The 20316-nt window shown below is 69.9% G+C and carries 21 protein-coding genes; 10 read left to right on the top strand and 11 right to left on the bottom strand.

Annotation, left to right across the window (positions count from 1 at the left end; genetic code table 11):
• Window positions 1–112: 112 nt before the first annotated feature.
• Window positions 113–1378: a D-amino acid dehydrogenase gene (locus FF100_RS19495; protein WP_139037349.1), complete on the bottom strand. Its 1266-nt coding sequence runs from the start codon at window positions 1376–1378 to the stop codon at window positions 113–115.
• Between the two features lie 169 nt (window positions 1379–1547).
• Here FF100_RS19495 and FF100_RS19490 point away from each other — a divergent pair, with 169 nt between their 5' ends.
• Complete coding sequence (locus tag FF100_RS19490) at window positions 1548–1997, top strand: Lrp/AsnC family transcriptional regulator (protein ID WP_139037348.1); 450 nt, start codon at window positions 1548–1550, stop codon at window positions 1995–1997.
• A gap of 213 nt (window positions 1998–2210) precedes the next feature.
• On the opposite strand, the gene FF100_RS19485 is transcribed toward FF100_RS19490, so the two are convergent.
• On the bottom strand, window positions 2211–2906 hold the full coding sequence (locus FF100_RS19485) for a GntR family transcriptional regulator (protein WP_139037347.1): 696 nt from the start codon (window positions 2904–2906) through the stop codon (window positions 2211–2213).
• A gap of 176 nt (window positions 2907–3082) precedes the next feature.
• Here FF100_RS19485 and FF100_RS19480 point away from each other — a divergent pair, with 176 nt between their 5' ends.
• From FF100_RS19480 to FF100_RS19455, 6 genes are all read left to right on the top strand, one after another.
• Entirely contained in the window at window positions 3083–4117 is a 1035-nt protein-coding gene (locus FF100_RS19480; RefSeq protein ID WP_139037346.1) for an ABC transporter substrate-binding protein, read from the top strand.
• 17 nt (window positions 4118–4134) lie between these two features.
• Complete coding sequence (locus FF100_RS19475) at window positions 4135–4899, top strand: ABC transporter ATP-binding protein (protein WP_139037345.1); 765 nt, start codon at window positions 4135–4137, stop codon at window positions 4897–4899.
• A gap of 35 nt (window positions 4900–4934) precedes the next feature.
• Window positions 4935–5798: an ABC transporter permease gene (locus FF100_RS19470; protein WP_171070256.1), complete on the top strand. Its 864-nt coding sequence runs from the start codon at window positions 4935–4937 to the stop codon at window positions 5796–5798.
• Between the two features lie 236 nt (window positions 5799–6034).
• Window positions 6035–7831, top strand: a complete 1797-nt coding sequence (araD, locus tag FF100_RS19465; RefSeq protein WP_139037344.1) for an L-arabinonate dehydratase — start codon at window positions 6035–6037, stop codon at window positions 7829–7831.
• Window positions 7832–7862: 31 nt separating this feature from the next.
• Entirely contained in the window at window positions 7863–8627 is a 765-nt protein-coding gene (locus FF100_RS19460) for an FkbM family methyltransferase (RefSeq protein WP_139037343.1), read from the top strand.
• A 76-nt stretch (window positions 8628–8703) separates the two neighbouring features.
• Window positions 8704–8919, top strand: a complete 216-nt coding sequence (locus FF100_RS19455; protein WP_139037342.1) for a hypothetical protein — start codon at window positions 8704–8706, stop codon at window positions 8917–8919.
• Between the two features lie 46 nt (window positions 8920–8965).
• On the opposite strand, the gene FF100_RS19450 is transcribed toward FF100_RS19455, so the two are convergent.
• The 8 genes from FF100_RS19450 to FF100_RS19415 form a co-directional block, all read right to left on the bottom strand.
• A complete protein-coding gene (locus FF100_RS19450; protein WP_139037341.1) occupies window positions 8966–9196 on the bottom strand; it encodes a hypothetical protein in 231 nt (76 codons plus the stop codon).
• A 253-nt stretch (window positions 9197–9449) separates the two neighbouring features.
• Window positions 9450–9683: a hypothetical protein gene (locus FF100_RS19445; RefSeq protein ID WP_139037340.1), complete on the bottom strand. Its 234-nt coding sequence runs from the start codon at window positions 9681–9683 to the stop codon at window positions 9450–9452.
• Between the two features lie 220 nt (window positions 9684–9903).
• On the bottom strand, window positions 9904–10845 hold the full coding sequence (locus FF100_RS19440) for a 2-hydroxyacid dehydrogenase (RefSeq protein ID WP_139037339.1): 942 nt from the start codon (window positions 10843–10845) through the stop codon (window positions 9904–9906).
• Between the two features lie 228 nt (window positions 10846–11073).
• On the bottom strand, window positions 11074–12693 hold the full coding sequence (locus FF100_RS19435; protein ID WP_139037338.1) for an ABC transporter ATP-binding protein: 1620 nt from the start codon (window positions 12691–12693) through the stop codon (window positions 11074–11076).
• Between the two features lies 1 nt (window position 12694).
• The gene (locus FF100_RS19430; protein WP_246102173.1) at window positions 12695–13573 is read right to left on the bottom strand and encodes an ABC transporter permease; all 879 of its coding nucleotides are present in this window, start codon (window positions 13571–13573) and stop codon (window positions 12695–12697) included.
• A complete protein-coding gene (locus FF100_RS19425; RefSeq protein ID WP_139037337.1) occupies window positions 13573–14541 on the bottom strand; it encodes an ABC transporter permease in 969 nt (322 codons plus the stop codon). Before FF100_RS19425 ends, FF100_RS19430 begins: the two co-directional genes overlap by 1 nt.
• Window positions 14542–14595: 54 nt before the next feature.
• Window positions 14596–16149 carry an ABC transporter substrate-binding protein gene (locus tag FF100_RS19420; RefSeq protein WP_139037336.1) on the bottom strand — a complete coding sequence of 518 codons (1554 nt, stop codon included), beginning with the start codon at window positions 16147–16149 and terminating at the stop codon, window positions 14596–14598.
• A gap of 237 nt (window positions 16150–16386) precedes the next feature.
• Entirely contained in the window at window positions 16387–17154 is a 768-nt protein-coding gene (locus FF100_RS19415) for a class II aldolase/adducin family protein (protein ID WP_139037335.1), read from the bottom strand.
• 235 nt (window positions 17155–17389) lie between these two features.
• On the opposite strand from FF100_RS19415, the gene FF100_RS19410 reads away from it, so the two are divergent.
• Genes FF100_RS19410 through FF100_RS19400 form a run of 3 tightly spaced genes read left to right on the top strand, consistent with a single transcriptional unit; the run spans window position 17390 to window position 19447 of the window.
• Window positions 17390–18073, top strand: coding sequence for a GntR family transcriptional regulator (locus FF100_RS19410; RefSeq protein WP_246102172.1), 684 nt, complete (start codon window positions 17390–17392; stop codon window positions 18071–18073).
• A gap of 17 nt (window positions 18074–18090) precedes the next feature.
• Window positions 18091–19119, top strand: a complete 1029-nt coding sequence (locus tag FF100_RS19405) for a histone deacetylase family protein (RefSeq protein WP_139037333.1) — start codon at window positions 18091–18093, stop codon at window positions 19117–19119.
• 13 nt (window positions 19120–19132) lie between these two features.
• The gene (locus FF100_RS19400) at window positions 19133–19447 is read left to right on the top strand and encodes a cupin domain-containing protein (RefSeq protein ID WP_139037332.1); all 315 of its coding nucleotides are present in this window, start codon (window positions 19133–19135) and stop codon (window positions 19445–19447) included.
• Window positions 19448–19721: 274 nt separating this feature from the next.
• On the opposite strand, the gene FF100_RS19395 is transcribed toward FF100_RS19400, so the two are convergent.
• Window positions 19722–20129, bottom strand: a complete 408-nt coding sequence (locus FF100_RS19395; protein ID WP_139037331.1) for a flagellar biosynthesis repressor FlbT — start codon at window positions 20127–20129, stop codon at window positions 19722–19724.
• Window positions 20130–20316 lie beyond the last annotated feature (187 nt).

The raw sequence follows: 20316 nt of genomic DNA, 5'->3' as shown, positions 1-20316 counted from the left end.
ACGCGCTTCGCGTCGTTCTGCATCGCTTGCGTGTCCGGATCCCGGGCTCCGCTAGCGCGGCCCCGGGGATGATCAGGAAGGTGTCGTTGACGCCGGAGAGAGCCGGCTCGCGTCACGCCGCCTTGGCGTAGCGCGACTCGGCCAGATCCTGATGGTCGATCTCCGGCGCCCGGCCGCCGATCAGGTCGGCGAGCAGCCGGCCCGAGCCGCAAGCCATGGTCCAGCCGAGCGTGCCGTGGCCGGTATTGGTGTAGAGGTTTGCATAGCTCGTGGCGCCGACGATCGGGGTGCCGTCCGGGGTCATCGGGCGCAGGCCGGTCCAGAACTTCGCCTGGGAGACGTCGCCGCCCGCCGGGAAGAGGTCGAGGACCGAGCGCTCCAGGGTCGCCCGGCGCGGGCCGCGCAGGGCCTGGCTGAAGCCGGCGAGCTCCGCCGTGCCGCCGACCCGGATGCGGTCGCCGAGCCGGGTGATCGCCACCTTGAAGGTCTCGTCCATCACGGTAGAGACCGGGGCGGCCTTGGCGTCGATGACCGGCAGGGTGAGGGAGTAGCCCTTCACCGGATAGACCGGCAGCTCGATGCCGAGCGGCTTCAGCATCATCGGGGTGTAGCTGCCCAGGGCGGCGACGTAGGCATCGGCCGTCAGCACCTCGCCGCCGGCGAGCCCGACGCCGGCGATGCGGCCGCCCTCCTGGCGCAAGGACGTGATGGTGGCGCCGTAGCGGATCGTGACGCCCATGCTCTCGCAGATCGCGGCGAGGCGCTGGGTGAAGAGATGCGCGTCGCCGGTCTCGTCGCCCGGCAGGCGCAGGCCCCCGACGAAGCTGCCGGCGACCCGGGCGAGCGCCGGCTCGGCCGCGATGCAGCCCGCCGGGTCGAGCACCTCGTAGGGCACGCCGTACTCGTCGAGCACGCTGGTGTCGTCGCCGACATGGTCGAGCTGCTTCTGGGTGCGGAAGAGCTGGAGCGTGCCCTTCTCGCGGTGATCGTAGGTGATGCCGGTCTCGGTGCGCAGGTCGCGCAGCACGTCGCGGCTGTACTCGGCGAGGCGGACCATCCGGCCCTTGTTGCGGCGATACGCATCCTCGGTGCAGTTCGCCAGCATCTTCGCGAGCCAGCCGTAGAGCTTCGGCTCCAGGCTCGGCCACAGCACCAGCGGCCGGTGGCGCATCATCAGCCACTTCATCGCCTTGACCGGGATGCCCGGGGCGGCCCACGGCGCCGAGTAGCCGGGCGAGACCTGGCCGGCATTGGCGAAGCTGGTCTCGAGGCCGGCACCCGGCTGGCGGTCGAGCACCGTGACCTGATGGCCGGCCTTGGCGAGGTAGTAGGCCGAGGTGACGCCGACCACGCCGCCGCCGAGGATCAGAACGCGCATCGCCGAAAATCCCTGTCGCGCCCTGCTGTGTCCGTGCCCGATCCGGCGCCCGATCGGTGTCCCTATGGTCGCGCAAGGATCGCCGAATGTCCCGCCGGATCGTCGCAGCATCTGCGACTTCGTGCTATGACACGCCAGGATCTGCCGTACGACGACAGGAACTTGTGCGATGGCCGGACGGGACGAGATCGACGCGCGCATGCTGCGCGTCCTGCGCGACGACGGGCGGATCAGCAATGCGGATCTCGCCGCCAAGGTCGGCCTGTCGCCCTCGGCCTGCCTGCGCCGCCTGCGGCTCCTCGAACAGAACGGCACGATCCGCGGCTACACCGCCCTGATCGAGGCCGACGAGCGCGAGCACCACATGGTGGTGCTGACCCAGATCACCCTGGAGCGGCAGACCGAGGAATCGCTCAACCGCTTCGAGGCGGCGGTGCGGCGCTGCCCGGAGGTGCGCGACTGCTACCTGATGACCGGCCTGTCCGATTACCTGATGCGGATCGAGGTCTCGGATGCCGGCGATTACGAGCGCCTGCACAAGGAGGTGCTGTCGCGCCTGCCGGGGGTGGCGCGGATCCAGTCGAGCTTCGCGATCCGGACGGTGGTGGGGCGGGGGTAGGACGCCATCACCGCTGTTGCACGGGCCCCTTTCCCGGACGACTGAAACGAAGTGGAAGGAGATCCGGGATCCAGCACAAGAAGTGCCGCGAAGCGGCTCTATATATTGCAACGTTGTAATAAGGCAGGCGCTTCGCGACTTTTTACGCTGGTTCCCGGATCTCGTTCCGCTGACGCTCCAGTCGTCCGGGAAAGGGGTGGGATGCTGGAACAGTCACGCGAAATACGCCGGCCACCGCGCCCGGATCTCGTCGCCCAGCGCGATCGACTTCGACAGGTGGTCGCGCAGGGCCTCCTGCGCCGCCTCGGGCGCACCCTCGGCCAAAGCCGCCACGATCCGCCGGTGATCGGCGACGATCTGCTGCGCCTTGCCCTCCACCGGCAGGTGCAGGCGGCGCAGGCGGTCGATATGGCCGCTGCGGCGGCGGATCAGGTCCCATAGGTCGGGGACGGAGGCCGCCTCGCACAGGGCGCGGTGGAAGGCCTCGTCGCTGGCCGACAGCCGCGCGAAGTCGCCCTCCTCGGCGAAGACCGCCTGCTCGCTCACGAAGGCCTGGAGGCGGGCGACCAGCGCCCGATCGGGCGCTTGAGCGAGGGTGCGCACCACCTCCTGCTCGACGGCGCGGCGCAGGAACTGCGCCTGGCGGGCAGCCGCGAGATCGATGCGGCTCACCACGGTCGACGATTGCGGGAAGATGTCGACCAGGCCTTCCTCCTGGAGCCGCAGCAGCGCGTCGCGGATCGGGGTGGCGCTGAGGCCGAAGCTCGCCTGCAATTCGGGCCGCGACAGCACCGTGCCGGGCGCGAGATCGAGGGAGACGATCTTTTCCCGGATGAGGTCGAAGACCTGCGGGGCGGCGTGGCGCGAGCGGTCGCGGAGACGCTGGGCACCGGCGAAGACGGCGTTCATGGTTCAACTCAAAGGAGACGACGCGGGGAGCCGCAGCCCCCGGGTGGGAGCCTAGCACGCCCCATCGCGGTTGACATACTAATGCATTACCATTTTAGTGAGGGGGTCAGGCCACGCGACAACAATCGGCCGGCATGCATCGCCGCACTCGACGAGGCGGCCTCGGGAGAACGCCCATGATCCACTCGCCCGCGCGCCGCGCCTTCGCGGCGGGCCTCGTCGCTGCCGGCCTGCTCCTGGCCGGATCGGCCATGCCCGGGCCGGCCCTGGCGCAGCAGAAGAGCGAGATCGCGATCACGCGCCAGCCCGGCATCATCTACCTGCCGACCCACATCATCGAGAAGCAGGGGCTGATCGAGAAGCACGCCGAGCGGCTGGGCGTGCCCGGCGTCAAGACGAAGTGGCTCACCTTCACCGGCGGCGGCAGCCAGACCGACGCGCTGCTCGCCGGCGGGGTCGACATCGTCAATACCGGGGTCGGCAACCTGCTGCTGCTCTGGGACCGGACGCGCGGCGGGGTGAAGGGCATCGTCGCCACCTCGGCGCTGCCGCTGCTGCTGGTCAGCCGCGATCCGAAGATCAAGTCGATCAAGGACATCGCGCCCGGCGACAAGGTCGCGGTGCCGACCGTGAAGGTCTCGACCCAGGCGATCCTCCTGCAGATGGCGGCGGGCGAGGCCTACGGCGCGGACCAGGCGAACCGGCTCGACGCCAATACGGTGCAGCTCGGCCATCCGGACGCGGCGATCGCGCTCGCCAACCCCACCCACGAGATCAAGACCCATTTCGCCGCGCCGCCGTTCCAGTACGTCGAGCTGCGCAACGTGCCCGGCGCCCACATCGTCGCCCGCTCGCCCGACATCATCGGCGGCCCGCTGACGCAGGGCCAGTTCTTCACCACCACCAAGTTCGCCGACGCCAACCCCAAGATCGTCCAGGCGATCCGTGCGGCCTCCGAGGAGGCGCAGGCCTTCATCCGGAAGGATACCCGCAAGGCGGTCGAGATCTACCGCGAGGTGACCGGCGACAAGACCAGCACCGAGGACCTGCTGAGCTATCTGGGTGAGCCCGGCATGATGGAATTCAACCTCCAGCCCCAGGGCACGATGCGCTTCGCCGAGCACCTGTCGCGCATCGGCACCCTGCGCACGAAGCCGAAGGCCTGGACCGACTATTACCTGCCGGTCGCCCACGACCTCAGCGGCAGCTGACGGGAGGACACGAGATCATGAGCCCCCTCCTCGACGTCCGCGGCGTGACGCTGCGCTACAAGACGCCCAACGTGCTGGTCACCGCGACCGAGCGCGTCAGCTTCCGGGTCGATACGTCGGACCGCTTCGTGCTGCTCGGCCCGTCCGGCTGCGGCAAGTCCACCCTGCTCAAGGCGGTCGGCGGCTACCTGCATCCGAGCGAGGGCGAGATCCGCATCAAGGACCGGGTGGTCAAGGAGCCCGGCGCCGACCGGATGATGGTCTTCCAGGAATTCGACCAGCTCCTGCCCTGGAAGACGGTGCTGGAGAACGTCACCTTCCCGCTGCTGAACGCGCGCAAGATGTCCCGCCGCGACGCGGAGGAGCGGGCGCGGGCCTATATCGAGAAGGTCGGGCTGACGCGTGCCATCGACAGCTATCCCCACACCCTCTCGGGCGGCATGAAGCAGCGCGTCGCCATCGCCCGCGGCATGGCGATGGAGCCCGACATCCTGCTGATGGACGAGCCCTTCGCGGCGCTCGACGCGCTGACCCGGCGCACCTGCCAGGACGAGCTGCTGCAGCTCTGGGAGGAGACCAAATTCACGGTGCTGTTCGTCACCCACTCGATCGCCGAGGCGATCAAGATCGGCAACCGCATCCTGCTGCTCTCGCCCCATCCCGGCCGGGTCAAGGCCGAGGTGCGCGACGTCGACAAGGTGTCGTCCCAGGACGGCAGCGCCGGCCAGCTCGAGCAGCAGATCCACGACCTGTTGTTCGCCGACGAGCCCGCCCATCATTGATCGCGCCTGCATCGATCGCGCCTGAGAGGCAAGCCATGAGCACCACCATGCCGGCCCGCATCATCATGAGCGAGGCGGCGCCCGCCGCCGACGGCGCGGTCGAGCGCCAGCTCGGCACCGCCGAGATCCTGTGGAACAGCGGCTTCGTCCGCAAGACCGTGATCATCGTCGTGCTGGCGCTGGTCTGGGAGATCTATGCCCGGATCCTCGACAACCCGCTGCTGTTCCCGACCTTCTCCGACACCGTCACGACGCTCTGGCAGCAGACGATCGACGGCACGATCCCGAGCCGGGCGCTGTCGTCGATCAAGGTGCTGCTGATGGGCTACGTCGCCGGCATCCTGCTCGCCGCGACGCTGACCATGCTGGCGATCTCGACCCGCATCGGCACCGACTTCCTCGAGACGATGACGGCGATGTTCAATCCGCTGCCGGCCATCGCGCTCCTGCCGCTGGCGCTGATCTGGTTCGGCCTCGGCAACGGCAGCCTGGTCTTCGTGCTGGTCCACTCGGTCTTGTGGGCGGTGGCGCTCAACACCCATTCGGGCTTCCGCGGGGTGTCGAACACGCTGCGGATGGTCGGGCGCAACTATGGCCTCAAGGGCCTGCCCTACGTCACCAAGATCCTGATCCCGGCGGCCTTCCCGTCGATCCTCACCGGCCTCAAGATCGGCTGGGCCTTCGCCTGGCGCACCCTGATCGCGGCGGAGCTGGTCTTCGGCGTGTCGTCGGGGGCGGGAGGCCTGGGCTGGTTCATCTTCGAGAACCGCAACCTCCTCGACATTCCGGCGGTGTTCGCCGGCCTGCTGACCGTGATCATCATCGGCCTCGTGGTCGAGAACCTGATCTTCCGCACGCTGGAGCGGCGGACGGTGCAGAAATGGGGCTTGCAGCACTGAGGCCCAACCCTCCCCCCTCTGCGGGGGGAGGGTGGCCCCCGAATGGGGGCCGGGAGAGGGGCAGCGCCACGCTGGTTCAGATCGCAGCCTCCATGAAGGTCGCGACCTCTCCGTAAGCGGCGTCCCCTCTCCCGCCCCACTCCGTGGGGCACCCTCCCCCGCAGAGGGGGGGGAGGGTTCAGGGCGGCGTGCCCCGGCGATAGAACGAACGACACCCATCAGGAGCCTTGGACAAAATGGCCCGCGATCCGCTCCCCCCGCCCGACCTCGAGCCCGGCGCCATCCCGGACGGCCCGCAGGTCGTGCGCCGCGATTCCGCCTCCTTGCGCTCCGCCCGCTGGTTCGGCCCGGCGGACCTGCGCTCCTTCGGGCACCGCTCGCGGGCGATGCAGATGGGCTACGCCCCCGAGGAATGGACGGGCAAGCCGGTCATCGCGATCCTCAACACCTGGTCCGACCTCCAGCCCTGCCACGCCCATTTCAAGCATCGCGTCGACGACGTGAAGCGCGGGATCCTGATGGCGGGGGGCTTCCCCGTGGAGCTGCCGGCGATCTCGGTCTCCGAGAGCTTCGTCAAGCCGACCACCATGCTCTACCGCAACATGCTGGCGATGGAGACCGAGGAGCTGTTGCGCTCCCACCCGGTCGACGGCGCGGTGCTGATGGGCGGCTGCGACAAGTCCACGCCGGGCCTGCTCCTCGGCGCCACCAGCATGAACCTGCCGGCGATCTACATCCCGGCGGGTCCCATGCTGCGCGGCAACTGGCAGGGCAAGGTGCTGGGCTCGGGCTCCGACAGCTGGAAGTACTGGGACGAATTGCGCGCCGGCAAGATCACCGACCAGGACTGGCTCGGGATCGAGGGCGGCATCGCCCGCTCCTACGGCACCTGCATGACGATGGGCACGGCCTCGACCATGACGGCGATCGCGGAAGCCGTCGGCATGGTGCTGCCCGGCGGCTCGTCGATTCCCGCGGCGGATGCCGGCCATATCCGCCTGTGCTCGGAATCCGGCCGGCGCATCGTCGACATGGTGTGGGAGGACCTCACCCCCCGGCGGATCCAGACCCGCGAGGCCTACGAGAACGCCATCGCGGTCGCCATGGCGATGGGCTGCTCGACCAACGCGATCATCCACCTGATCGCCATGGCGCGCCGGGCCGGCCACGCCGTCGGCCTCGACGATTTCGAGCGCTACAGCCGGGTCGTCCCGGTGATCGGCAACGTCCGTCCCAGCGGCAACACCTACCTGATGGAGGATTTCTTCTACGCCGGCGGCATCCGGGCGCTGATGAACGAGATCCGCGAGCACCTGCATCTCGACTGCCTGACCGTCAGCGGCCAGACGCTCGGCGCGGTGATCGACGGCGCCAAGGTCCACAATCCCGACGTGATCCGGCCGCTGTCGAACCCGGTCTACGGCCAGGGCTCGCTCGCGGTGCTCAAAGGAAACCTCGCCCCGAGCGGATGCGTCATCAAGCCGGCGGCGATGGACCAGCGCTTCCTCAAGCATGCCGGCCCGGCCCTGGTCTTCGACGATTACCCGTCGTTGAAGGCTGCGATCGACGACGAGAGCCTCGACGTCACCGCCGACCACGTGCTGGTCCTGCGCAATGCCGGGCCGCAGGGGGGGCCGGGCATGCCGGAATGGGGCATGCTGCCGATGCCGAAGAAGCTGCTCAAGGAGGGCCACCGCGACATGCTGCGCCTGTCGGATGCGCGGATGAGCGGCACCAGCTACGGCGCCTGCGTGCTCCACGTCGCGCCGGAATCCTTCATCGGCGGGCCGCTGGCGCTCTTGCGCACCGGCGACATCGTCAGCATCGACGTCGAGGCCCGCTCGATCCGCATGGAGGTGTCGGACGAGGAGCTGGAGAGCCGCCGCGCCGCCTGGACCCCGCCGGCCCCGCGCTACGAGCGCGGCTACGGCGTGATGTTCTCGCGTCACATCCAGCAGGCGGACGAGGGCTGCGACTTCGACTTCCTGCGCACCGAGTACGGCGCCCCGGTGCCCGAGCCGGCGATCTACTGATAGGGCTCCGGGGAAGAGCCCGGAGCATCCGATGACCCGTCCCAAGGTGATCCGCCCCAAGGGAACCGCCGTCGCGACCGGCCGCTCGCTGCGGCTCTATCGCGGCGAGGGCGCGCCCCGCGCCGCGATGGACGCGCTCTACCGCCGCTTCGTGCGGCCGGGCGACCTGGTGTTCGATGTCGGGGCCCATGTCGGCGACCGGGTGGCGTCGTTCCGCCGCCTCGGCGCCCGGGTCGTGGCGATGGAGCCGCAGCCCGGGCCGGCCCGGGCCCTGCGCCTGCTCCACGGCCGCGATCCCGCGGTGACGCTGATCGCGGAGGCGGTGGGCGACGCGGCCGGCGAGGTCGTGTTCCATCTCAACGCGGCGAACCCGACCGTGTCGTCGGTCTCCGCCGACTTCGTCGCGCGGGCCTCGGGCGCGCCGGGCTGGGAGGGGCAGGTCTGGGACCGAGCGATCACCGTGCCGGCCACGACCCTCGACCGGCTGGTGGCAGCGCATGGGCGCCCGGCCTTCGTGAAGATCGACGTCGAGGGGGTCGAGGACCGGGTCCTGGCGGGATTGTCGGTGCCGCTGCCGGCCCTGTCCTTCGAGTTCACCACCATCGCCCGCGAGGTGGCCTTGCGCTGCCTCGACCGGCTGGCGGCCCTGGGCGCCTACGGCTTCGACGTCGCTCTCGGGGAGAGCCAGACCTTGCATTTCGGCCGCTGGGTCGGCCGGGAAGAGATGGCGGCGGCCCTGATGGAGCTGCCGCGGGAGGCGAATTCGGGCGATGTCTACGCGCTCCTGACGGTGTGACACCGCCGCGCCGCTTCCGTTGCGGCGACCTTTACCTTTCCGGGCAACGCTTCGCCCACGAAGGTCGGGGACGAGCATGATCGGGCGCATCGGATTCTGTGTTGCGGCGGGCTTGAGCCTGCTGGGGGCCGACGCGGTTCTGGCTGGGGCGCTTGGCCCTCAGGATCGTCTGCAACGACAGCTCGACGCCATGACGCAGCACGACCTGTGCGCGCGGGACGATCGCGGCTTGAGGCGGCTCCACCGCCAGCTGTCGACGATGCCCGCGGCGGCCAGAGGAGCGAAGCGGTAACGGGGCCGGTCGCCTGGGAAGCCGCCGGCCCCGTCCTGGCGGTCGCTCAGGCCGAGCGGACGATCTTGGTGATGGCGAGCGGCGGCCGGCCCGACTTCTCGGCGATGTCGCGGTCCTGCTCCTCGATCACCTGGCGGATGGCGGCATCGGCGTCGTGCTCGAGGGTCGCGGTGCGCGGCACCCGCCGGTTGGAGCGGCGCGAGCCGTCCTCGTAATAGACGTCGAACAGGACGAAGCCGGTATCCTGCACCTTCGGCTTCTGCTTCGAACGCAGCATGGTCGTTGACTCTTCTTGGCGGCGGGGCGCACGGCGTCGGAGCGCGGCTTGAGGCCGCGCGACATGCGGCCCGCGCCGCGAGGGGGGATCGATCGGGCGATGGCGGTCCTTCGGGCGCCAGGTCGGGGGCCTGCCTCGAACGGGCGGGCGCGCGACGCGAGCGAGGATATGGGGCCGAACGCCGCCGAACGCCAGCGCGAAGCGCTCAGCGCCGATGCCGCAGTGCGAAAAGAGCCGTGACGCGGGCCGGCGGTCAGCCGGTATACATCACCGCCGCCACCGGGGCCGCCTTGGTCCGGCCCGGATGGCTCATCGACCAGATCGACCAGGCGGCCAGCACCGAGCAGGAGAGCAGCACCAGCCCGCGGACGTAGCGGCCGCGGTGGATGTCGCGCACGGCGTAGACCGGCATCAGCGCCGCCTTGGCCATGTTGCGCAGGGCGAGAACCATCAGGATCGCCAGGAAGGCCGATACAGTCCCGAGCATGCCCCATCCCCCTCAGAGTGAGCCACCGTGGCACAGCTTAGCCGCGCAACACGCCGAAGCGAAGTCGCCCACAGGCTGACGAGATGACGCGGGTACTCCCCTCTCCCATGTGGGAGAGAGGCCGGGGGATCGACGACCCCGCGCCCGTCCCATGCCGCCAGAGGACACGACCCCTTCCGTTCCGAGACTGCGCCCCGGATGGTTAACGGAGCGTAACGCCTCAGTACCCGCGGGCCGCATCGACCGTGCCCGGCGGCACCCGCCCCTCGCGTACGGCCTCGGCGGTGGCGAGCAGGGTGCGGGCGACCGCCTGCGGGCTCGCTTCGCAGGCCTCGTGCGGGGTGACGCGGATCGCCGGATGGCCCCAGAACGGGTGGGAGGCGGGCAGCGGTTCGGCGGCGAACACGTCGAGGGCGGCGCCCGCGAGATGGCCGGAGGCGAGGGAGGCCAGGAGGTCGGCCTCGACCAGGTGCTCGCCGCGGCCGACCTGGACCAGGTATCCGCCCGGGCGCAGCCGCGCGAACAGGGCGCCGTCGAGAAGGCCGCGCGTCTCCGCCGTCAGCGGCAGCAGGTTCACCAGCACCTCGGTCTCGGCGAGCATCGCCGCGAGCCCGTCCGGGCCGTGATGATGGAGGATGCCGGGACCGGCGCCTTGCGCCGTGCGGCTCCAGGCCCGCACCGGGAAGCCGAGGGCGGCGAGATCCGCCGCAACCCGCCGGCCGATCTGGCCGTGGCCGAGGATCCCGACCGGCACCGCGCGCGCCTCCCGGGGATAGAGGCGGCGCCAGACCCGGTCGCGCTGGTTCTCCGCGTAGGTGTCGAAGCGGCGCTGATGGCCGATGACGTGCCAGAGCACGAAGGCCGACATCGCCCGCGCCTGGTCGGGATCGATGACCCGCACCACCGGCAGGTCGGGCGGGCGCCCGGGGCAGGCGAGGAGGTTGTCGACGCCGGCCGCGATCGAGCACAGAGCCGCGAGGTTGGGATAGCGCGCCAGCGCGTCGGCGGGCGGGCGCCAGCCCAGCGCCAGGCGCACCCGCTCGGGTTCGGGCGCCGGGTGATCCAGGATCTCGACCCGGTCGGCAATCTCGGCGAGGGCCGCGCCGAACAGCCCGCGCAGGTCGGTCGTGGCGCTGAGCAGCACGCAGGGCAGGCGGTTCATCGTCGGGACCTGTCTAGTAGGGTAACTTGGCACTCACATCAACAAATCGCACCGTCATCCCGGTGCTGCGCAGTCGAGACCCGGATTCATGGCCGCCAAATCCTAAGAACAAGACGGATTGCGCTCCGTCCTGTTCTGAATCGTCAGCGATCATGGAACTCGGGTGGCGCTGCGCGGCCGCGGAATGACGCCGGGGGCGTCGGAATCGTCGCGGACATCCATCGACGGTCACGCCGCCTGCCGCACCCGCCCGGGCACCGCGTCGAGCAGCGCGCGGGTATAGGGATGCTCGGGATTGGCGAACAGCGCGCTCGCGGTCTTCAGCTCGACGATCTCGCCCTGCCGCATCACCGCGATCCGGTCGCAGATCTGGGCCGCCACCCGCAGGTCGTGGGTGATGAACAGCATCGACAGGCCGAGCCGCGCCTTCAGGTCCTCGAGGAGCGCCAGCACCTGGGCCTGGACCGAGACGTCGAGGGCCGAGACCGCCTCGTCGGCGACCAGCACCTCGGGTTCGAGGGCGAGCGCCCGGGCGATGCCGATGCGCTGGCGCTGGCCGCCGGAGAATTCGTGCGGGAACCGCTCCAGTGCCTTCTCGTCGAGGCCGACGAGGCCGAGGAGGCGGCGCGCCCGGTCCATCGCCTCCGCCGGCGGCACCCCGTGGGCCACCGGCCCGTCGGCGATGATCCGACCGACGGTGCGGCGCGGGTTGAGCGAGGCGAAGGGATCCTGGAACACCATCTGGATCCGGCTGCGGGCCTGGCGCAGGGCCTCCCCGCGCAGCCCCGTCAGGTCCGTGTCGGCGAGGCGGACGCTCCCGGCATCGGGCTCGATCAGCCGCATGACGAGGCGCGCGACCGAGGACTTGCCCGAGCCCGATTCGCCGACGAGGCCGAGCGTCTCGCCGCGATGCAGCGCGAAGGCGACGTCCCGCGCCGCCGCCGTGCGCCGCGGGGCGCGGAAGAGGCCGCCGCCGGTGACGTAGGTTTTTTGCAGCCCCACCACCTCGACCGCCTTCGGGCCCGAGAGGGGAGGGCGGTTCGGCGGGTCCATGGTCGGGACCGCAGCGAGCAGGGTCCGGGTATAGGCGGCCTGCGGCCGGCCGAGCACGGCGGCGGCCGGGCCTTCCTCCACCACCCGGCCGTGGCGGAGCACGAGCACCCGGTCGGCGATCTCCGCCACCACGCCGAAATCGTGGGTGATGAACAGGACCGCCATGTTGCGGCGGGTCTGGAGGTCGCGGATCAGCGTGAGGATCTGCGCCTGGGTCGTGACGTCGAGGGCCGTCGTCGGCTCGTCGGCCACCAGCACGGCGGGTTCGAGCGCCAGCGCCATGGCGATCATCGCCCGCTGGCGCTGCCCGCCGGAGAGCTGGTGCGGATAGGAGCGGACGATCTGCTCCGGGTTCGGCAGCCCGACCTCGCCGGCGAGCGCCACCGCGCGGGCGCGCCGCTCCTTCGGCGTCAGCTGGCCATGGGCCTCGAACATCTCGGCCATCTGGTCGCCGATCCGCATCAGCGGGTTCAAGGCCGTCATCGGCTCCTGGAAGATCATCGCGATCCGCCGGCCGCGGGTGTCGCGCCAGCCGGCATCGTTCTGCGCCAGCAGGTCGGTCTCGCCGAGGCGGATACTGCCGCCGACCGGCCGCACCGCCTTGGGAAGCAGGCCCATCAGGGCATGGGCGCACATCGACTTGCCGGAGCCGGATTCGCCGACGAGGCACAGGATCTCGCCGGCCACGAGATCGAACGACACGCCGTCGACCGCATGCGCCCGGTCGCCGCCTGCCGGCAGGGCGAGGCTCAAGTCGCGGACCGAGGCGGCGATCCGTCTTGTGTCGGCAACCATCTCAGCGCTCCCGGGACAGGCGCGGGTTGAGGGCGTCGTTCAGCCCCTCGCCGATCAGGTTGAGGGCGAGCACGGTGAGCAGGATGAGCAGGCCCGGGAAGGCGGTGATCCACCAGGCCTGGCGGATCACCGTGCGGCCGGCCCCGACCATGTAGCCCCAGGACATCCGGTTCGGATCACCCAGGCCGAGGAACGACAGCGAGGATTCGAGCAGGATCGCGGTGGCGATCATCAGCGAGGCCAGGACCACGATCGGCGAGAGGGTGTTGGGCAGGACCTCCCGGCGCAGGATGGTGAAGGTGGTCTGGCCGGTGACGATCGCCGCCTGGACGTATTCGCGCGAGCGCAACGACAGCACCTCGCCCCGCACCAGCCGGGTCACCGGCGGCCAGCTCACGAGCGCGATGGCCAAGATCATCGAGGACAGCGACGGTTGCAGGATCGCCACGAGCACGATGGCGAGCGCGAAGCTCGGCACGGTCTGGAACAGCTCGGTGAAGCGCATCAGCGCGTCGTCGACCCGGCCGCCGAGATAGCCGGCGAGCGCGCCGAGCGGCACGCCGATCAGGAGGGCGGCCAGCGTCGAGACCAGGCCGACGATCAGCGAGACCCCGGCCCCGTGCATCAGCCCGGCGGCGATGTCGCGCCCGAGCGCGTCGGTGCCGAGCGGCACCCGCTCCAGGGTGAAGGGCGGCACGAAGGGCCGCTGCACCATCCGCCAGGGCGAGGTCGGGTAGAGGACCGGCGCAAGGAGCGCCGCCGCGACGACGAGAACCAGGATCACGAGGCCGATCACCGCGCCCGGGTGGCGCAGGAAGGCGGCCAGCGGTCCGCGACGGCGGGTCGCCGCCGGGGCGGCCAGGGGGACGGTGGTCGCCATCACGCCACCTCGATGCGGGGGTCGACCGCGCGGTAGACCACGTCGGTGACGAGGTTGAAGACCAGCACCATCGCGGAGGAGACCACGAAGACGCCGAGCAGGAGGTTGTAGTCGCGCTGGAGCAGGGCCTCGTACATCAGCCGTCCGATCCCCGGCCAGGCGAACACCGTCTCGGTGAGCACGGCGCCGCCGACCAGCGTCCCGGCCTGGAGGCCGGCGAGCGTCACCACCGGCAGCAGCGCGTTGCGCAGGATGTGGCGGCGCTGGATCACCCCCTCGGTCAGGCCCTTGGCCCGCGCGGTCTTCACGAAGTCGAGGCGCGAGACCTCGAGCATCGAGGAGCGGGTCATCCGCACGTAGACCGCCATGAAGAACAGCCCCAGGGTCATGGCCGGCAGCACCAGGTGCCGGGCGATGTCGAGGGCGCGACCGAGCCCGGTATAGCCGGCCCCGACGGTCTCGAAGCCGAAGCTCGGCAGCCAGTCGAGCCGGACCGAGAACAGGATGATCGCCATCAGCGACACCCAGAACAGCGGCGTGGCGTAGAACAAGAGCGCCAGCCCGGTGATCGCCGTGTCGGCGAGCGTCCCGGCGCGCCGCGCGGCCAGCGACCCGAGCAGGACCCCGAGCGAGAGCGAGATCACGAAGGCGGTGCCGGTCAGCAGCAGCGTCGCCGGCAGCCGTTCGCCGATCAGCGTCGCCACCGGCATCTGCTGGCGCACCGAGTAGCCGAGATCGAGCCCGACGATGCTGCGGAGATAGGCGCCGAGCTGGCTCGGCAGCGGCTGGTCGAGGGCGAACTTCTCCCGGAGCTGGGCGATGAAGGCCTCGTCGCCCGCCCCCGCCTCGCCGGCCATCACCAGGGCCGGATCGCCGGGGGCAAGGCGGATCAGGAAGAAGTTCAGGACCACGATGGCGAGGAGCACCACGATGCCCTTCCCCACCCGCCGCGCGATGAAGCCCGCCATGCCGTTATCCCTCAGCGCCCGATCCAGGAGCCTTCAGGCTCGATCCAAGAGCCCTCAGCGCTCGATCCAAGCATCGCGGAACCCGTCATTGACCCCGATGCCGGTGGTGACGAGGTCGTGGACCTTGCAGCGGGTGATGGTCGGGAATTGCAGCTCCAGGAGCCAGGCATTCGGCGCGTCCTCGACCAGGGTCTTCTGCACCGCGTCGTAGATCGGCCGGCGCTGATCGTCGCCGACCGCGACCGCGCCCTTGGTGAAAGCCTCGTCGACGCCCGGGTTGGAATAGCCCTCGACGTTGTTGAACGGCGAGCCCTTGGCGATCTGGGACGAGACGTAGTTGCGCCCGACCCCGAGCGCCGGGTCGCCGTACTGGTAGAGATACGTGAAGGCGATGTCGTAGTCCCAATCCGAGGTCTTCTGGTTCCAGCCGGCGACGTCCGTCGCCACCAGCTCGACCTTGATGCCGGCATCCTCCAAGTTCTGCTTCACCGCCTCGGCCCAGCGCTGCCAGGTCTCGCCATAGGGCAGCGGCAGCAGGCGCACGGTCTCGCCCTTGTAGCCGGCCTCCTTCAGGAGCGCCTTGGCCTTGGCCGGATCGTAGGAATACTTCGCGGCCTTCGGGTCGTGGTAGCGCACGGTGGAGGAGAACGGGCCGGTCGCCGGCTTGCCGAGCCCGTTCCAGACCACGTCGCGGGCGAAGTCGCGATCAAGGGCGTAGGACACCGCCTGGCGGAACGCCTTGTTGGCGGTCGGGCCCTTGCGGTTGTTGAGCCAGAGCCAGGAGAGCGGGCTGAAGAACTCCCAGCCCTTGGTGGTCGCGCAGGCGCCCTTGAGCGAGGACAGCCGCTGGACGTCGAAATTCTCGACCGAGCCGCCGGGCAGGATGTCGACCTTGCCGGTCTCGAACGCCACGGCGCGAGCGGCGGCATCGGGGATCACGTGCCAGTAGATCTCGTCGAGATAGGGCTTGCCGGCGACGTGGTAGTTCGGATTCTTGACGAGCCGGATGTAGGAGCCCTTCTTCCACTCCTTGAACATGTAGGGGCCGGTGCCGATCGGCGTGTTGTTGGCCGGGTTGGTCTTGTAATCGGTGCCGGCATAGATGTGCTTCGGCACCATCGGCAGCGAGCCGACCTCGAAGATGCCGAGAAACGGCCCGAACGGCTCCGAGAGGGTGAACACCACCGTGGTGGGATCGGGCGCCGTCACGCTCGCGACGCGAGCGAGGTTGCCGCGGGCCCGGGCATGGGTCTGGCGCAGGAGCTCGACCGAGAACAGCACGTCGTCGGCGGTGAACGGCTTGCCGTCGTGCCAGGTGGCGTTCTTGACGAGCTTGAAGGTGTAGGTCTTGCCGTCGTCGCTCATGCTCCAGCTCTCGGCGAGGCCGGGCAGGGGCTTGAGGGCGGGATCGTAGCGCAGCAGGCCCTCGTAGATGTTGCCGGCCACCATCTGGGTCGGGCCGTTCTGCACCATCGCCAGCATCAGGCCGGGCGGCTCGGGCTGGATCACCGCGTTGGCGGTGCCGCCGGGTTTCGGCGTGCCTTGCGCGAGCGCCGCGCCGGCGAGCGCCAGGGAGAGCACGGTGCCGGCCATGAGCGTCTTGAGCATCGGTCGAATTCCCCTTGGTCCCTGTCGCGATATCGAAATACTCGCGCGGTTCCCCTCTCCCGTGTGGGAGAGGGATTAGGGGTGAGGGTGCTACGGTCCCGTGTAAAGCACCTAGCGTAGAGCTGGCAGCGCGACGGTCGAGACTTGAACGGAAGCGTGTCACCCTCACCCCTACCCCTCTCCCAAGCAGGAGAGGGAATCCCGCGATCTATTCGGCAGCGGGTGCGTTCTATCGCTCTACTCGGTGTAATCCGGGTCGGTGCGCTGGAGCATCCGCTTGAACGCGTCCCACTCCGTATCGGGCAGCTGGCCGGTCTCCATCTTGTCGTAGAACGACGCGTATTGCCCGGCGGTCTTCGTCGCCACCGCCGCCGAGGGACGGATCAGCGGTGCGCCGGCGGCCTGCAGCGCGAGCTGGGCGCGGCAGGAGCGCTCCAGGTTGTGCATCAGCTTGAACGCCTCGGCGACCGAGCGGCCGCAGGTCAGCATGCCGTGGTTGCGCAGGACCATCACCGGCTTGGCGCCGAGATCGGCCACCAGGCGCTCGCGCTCGTCGAGGTCGAGGGCGATGCCCTCGTAATCGTGATAGGCGAGGCGGCCATGAAACTGCATCGACCACTGGTTGAGCGGCCGCAGCCCCTCCTCCTGGCACGACACGGCGACGCCCGCCACCGTGTGGGTGTGGAGCACGCACAAGGCGTCCTCCCGGGCGGCATGAACCGCGCTGTGGATGGTGAAGCCGGCCGGGTTGATGCCGAGCCCGCAGGGATCGTCCACCACGCGGCCTTCGAGGTCGACGGTGACGAGGTTGCCGGCCTTCACCTCCTCGAACCGCAAGCCGTAAGGATTGATCAGGAAGCGATGCTCCGGCCCCGGCAGCCGGGCCGAGATGTGGGTGTAGATGCTGTCGTCGAGTCCAAGGCGATGGATCAGCCGGTAGGCCGCCGCCAGATCGACACGGATGCGTTGCACCTCGTCGGAGTGCGGATGGACGGATGACGACATCGGACCTCCTCGCGGACCAAGTCCGCGGCGGCGTGGGCCGCGAAGACTTCGCGTGTACGGGCGGCGTGGCGCGAACACTCGCGCACCGACGGCCGGATGCTGGGCCGGGCGAAGCACGACATCACCCGGCATGAGCCTAGACTGGCCCGGCCCTGCCCGGCGATCAAGCTGAAAGTGTCGACAATCGACGCTCACATATTGCACATTGGCCCCCAACGGAGGTGCGATGCGCGCGATGTCCCCACCCGTCGGGTTGCCGGTGCTGGCCGAGAGCGATCTCGTGCGCCAGGTCGCGCGCCGGCTCACCGACGCGATCGTGCAGGGCCGGCTGGCGCCCGGCGCCAAGGTCGCGGAGGCGGCGGTGGCCCGCGAGCTCGGCATCAGCCGGGCGCCGGTGCGGGAGGCCGCCCGCCTGTTGGAGAGCCAGGGCCTGCTCATGGCCTCGCCGCGGCGCGGCTTCTTCGTGCGGGAATTGTCGGCGGAGGACGTCGACGAGCTCTATGATCTTCGCCTCTGCGTCGAGCGCCACGCGGCGGTCGAGGCGGCGCGGCGCCTGACGCCCTCGATGCGGGAGGGCCTGCGCCGCCAGCTCGACCTGATGCGGGAGCTCGCCCGGCGCGACGACCCGGCGGCCATCGTCGAGGCCGATTACCAGTTCCACCGGCTGATCTGCGAGGCTGCCGGCAATGCCCGGATGCTGCGCCTGTTCGACGGGCTGGCCTCGGAATTGCGGATCGTGATCGGGCTGATCGGCCGGCTCTACGACGACCCGGACGAGATTGCCCGTACCCACGAGCCGGTGCTGGAGGCCATCGAGGCCGGCCACCCGGAGCGGATCGTCGCCCATATCGACCACCATCTCGGCGTCGCCCGCCGGGAGGTCGGCCGGCTGGTGCGGAGCCTCACCCTCACCCCTTGAGACATACGGGAACCCCCATGAAGGCCGTCCATTCCGAGGACCACCGTCGCCACGACCCGAAATTCTTCCTGGTGCGCGGCCAGGTGAAGCCTGCCGCCGACCAGCCCGAGCGGGCCGACCGCCTGCTCGCCGGGCTGAGGGCCGGCCACCATACGGTGGTGGCGCCGCAAGGCCACGGCCAGGGCGCCCGCGCCCAGGTGCACAGCCCCGACTACCTCGCCTTCCTGGCCGAGGCCTGGGAGGCCTGGGAGGCCCTGCCCGACCACGGCGCGGAGATGATCGCCAACATCCATCCGGTGCGCGAGGCCGCGACCTACCCGACCCACATCGTCGGGCGGCTGGGCTGGCATACCGTCGACACCGCCTGCCCGATCGGGCCGGGCACCTACGCGGCGGCCGCTGCCGCCACGGATGTCGCGGCGAGCGCGGCGCAATGGGTGCTCGACGGCGAGGACGCGGCCTACGCGCTCTGCCGCCCGCCCGGCCACCACGCCTATCGCGACCGGGCCGGGGGCCATTGCTACTTCAACAACAGCGCGGTCGCCGCCGCCCATTTGCGCCGCAAGCACGCCCGGGTCGCGGTGCTCGACGTCGACGTGCATCACGGCAACGGCACGCAAGGGATCTTCTACCGCGATCCGAGCGTGCTCACCGTCTCGCTCCACGCCGATCCGCGCGGCTTCTATCCCTTCGTCTGGGGTTACGCCCACGAGCGCGGGGACGGGGAGGGGATCGGCGCCAACCTCAACCTGCCGCTGCCGCTCGGCACCGGCGACGACGCCTATCTCGACGTGCTGACGGGCGTCGCCACCCGCACGATCGCGGCCTTCGCCCCGACCGCGCTCGTGGTGGCGCTCGGCCTCGACGCCTCGGAGCACGATCCGCTCGCCGGGCTCGCCATCACCACGGAGGGCTTCCGCCGCATCGGCGCGGCGCTGGCTGCCCTGAAGCTCCCGACGGTGCTGGTGCAGGAGGGCGGCTACCTCTCGGACCTGCTGGGCGAGAACCTGACGGCGGTCCTCGCCGGCTTCGAATCCGCCCGCTGAGGAGCGTCGCGCCATGGCCTTCGCCTGCACGATTCCCGCAATCCCGACCGTCCAGGTCGACGACGACACGGTCCGCATCACCCGCTGGGATTTCCCGCCCGGCGCCGTCACCGGCTGGCACGAGCACGGCTGGCCCTACTTCGTGGTGATGATCACCGAAGGCACGCTCCGGGTCCATGACGGCACCGCCGTCACCGAGGTGCCGCTCGCCCACGGCCAGTCCTACCGCCGCCCGGCCGGCATCCGCCACGACGTCCAGAACGGCTCCGACCACCCGATCGCCTTCGTGGAGATCGAGGTGAAGCGGCCCGAGGGGTTGGCGGGGTAGGGGGCTGACGGCCCGTTTGGCTTGCCCCGGCCGAATTGACACCCACCAAGTCATCCCGGGTCCGTGCAGGCGGAGCCCGGGATCCGGACACTCAGGTGGGACAGGATCAAGCGGAACGCCGTCGGTCCCATCCTGGAAGTCCTGCGGTTCTGGATTCCGGGCTCCGCCTGCGCGGACCCGGAATGACGGCGAGGGTGTCAGGAGTGTCGCCCAGGTCGAGGAGAGTCTGAGATATCCGCGGTGGATATGTCCGACGCCTCTGGCCCGCCGCGCATTATACGTGGCTCTCCGCTTGCTGCGCGGCGATCTCGCTCAACGACCGCTCGTACCGGATCAGCTCCTGGCCGGCCTTCAGCGCTGGGTAATAATCCCGGCTGCTGATCTTGGCGTAGATCTCCGAGATGTATGGCGTCATCGTCGGCACCGCGCTCATGATATCGTTGGCCTGCGCCATGAACACGTTCTCGACCGACTGGTCGTTGTCGGTCAGGTAGATCGCCTGGAGCAGGACGTACAGGCGCTCGCAGGCCGTCCGGGCCTGGCTCTCGGTGAGAATGTCCTTCTCGCGAAGGAACTTCGCCTTCGTTTCGAAGGTCAGCGTCGCCCGGCGATCCCCGTTGCGGATCGAGACGTCGCCGACGATGAGCCGCTCATGCGGTTTGAGATCAATGCGCAGGGCCATGCCGGTGCCGTTCCAAATTCGGAAGGACAGTAGGGCGCTTCGATTAATCAGTCGTAAATCATAAAAGCCAGAAGTCGGGATCGACGCTCTTTCCGGCGATCGCGGTAACAAATGGGAAGGGGCCCGTGTCCGAATGTGACCATGCCTTCGAAAATAGAAGGCCTCGAGATCGAATAGGATCGCCAAG

This window comes from Methylobacterium terricola, from assembly GCF_006151805.1.
Classification (GTDB): Bacteria; Pseudomonadota; Alphaproteobacteria; order Rhizobiales; family Beijerinckiaceae; genus Methylobacterium; species Methylobacterium terricola.
This window is presented reverse-complemented; position numbering and strand designations above follow the sequence as displayed.